The following is a 788-nucleotide window of genomic DNA, read 5'->3' as shown; positions in this document are numbered from 1 at the left end:
CGCCGACATAAGGCAAGATTTTAAACCAGCTAAAATCTTTAATTTCTACTGATGATGTATTGCCTAGCGTCATTACAAGCAATAAAATTACCGTAACAATCGCTGCAGGAAGGACAATAAAAAAGTTTACTTTTAATTTATCTGACATATTTGTTTTTTGCGTACGAACTGCTGCAATGGTTGTATCAGAAATTATCGATAAATTATCTCCAAACATTGCACCACCAATAACGGCAGCAATGGCCAATGTAATGGATACATGCGCTTGCTCACTGATTCCTACAGCAATAGGCCCTAGCGCAGCGATTGTTCCCATTGATGTTCCCATCGAAATGGAAATGAATGCGCCAATAACAAAGATTCCGACTACCACTAAGCTTTGCGGAAGCACAGAAAGCGCTAAGTTTACCGTTGAATCAACAGCTCCCATGCCTTTAGCAACTTGAGAAAAAGCACCTGCTAAAATAAAAATAAGCACCATAATAATGATATCAGGATGCCCTGCTCCTTTAGCAAAACGCTCCACTTTTACATTAAGTGAATCTTTGCGGTTCATAGCCAGCGCCACGATGGCTGCAATGATAATGGCTACTAATACAGGCAGCTTATAAAAATCTCCCGTTATAATTCCTGATCCGACAAACAGGACTAAAAAGACGCCCAGCGGTAACAGCGCCCAGCCGTTTCCTTTTTGTTGTTCCATTCTTAACACCTCTTGTTTACGTAATAAAAAAAGACCTCTTCTTATTGATAAGAAGAGGTCTCTTATTTGTATCATAAGATTACCC

1 protein-coding gene is annotated in these 788 nt (G+C 39.7%); it reads right to left on the bottom strand.

All coding sequences use genetic code 11. The annotated features are described in order from the left end of the window. Positions 1 to 703, bottom strand: a 703-nt coding sequence (locus tag AC1DRF_RS30550) for a Na+/H+ antiporter NhaC family protein (RefSeq protein ID WP_477742642.1), incomplete at its 3' end; no start/stop codon positions are given. Between the last annotated feature and the right edge of the window lie 85 nt (positions 704 to 788).

The organism is Priestia sp. P5_B4 (assembly GCF_056400385.1).
Note: the sequence above shows the minus strand (reverse complement) of the source record. Positions and strands in the feature narration are given on the sequence as shown.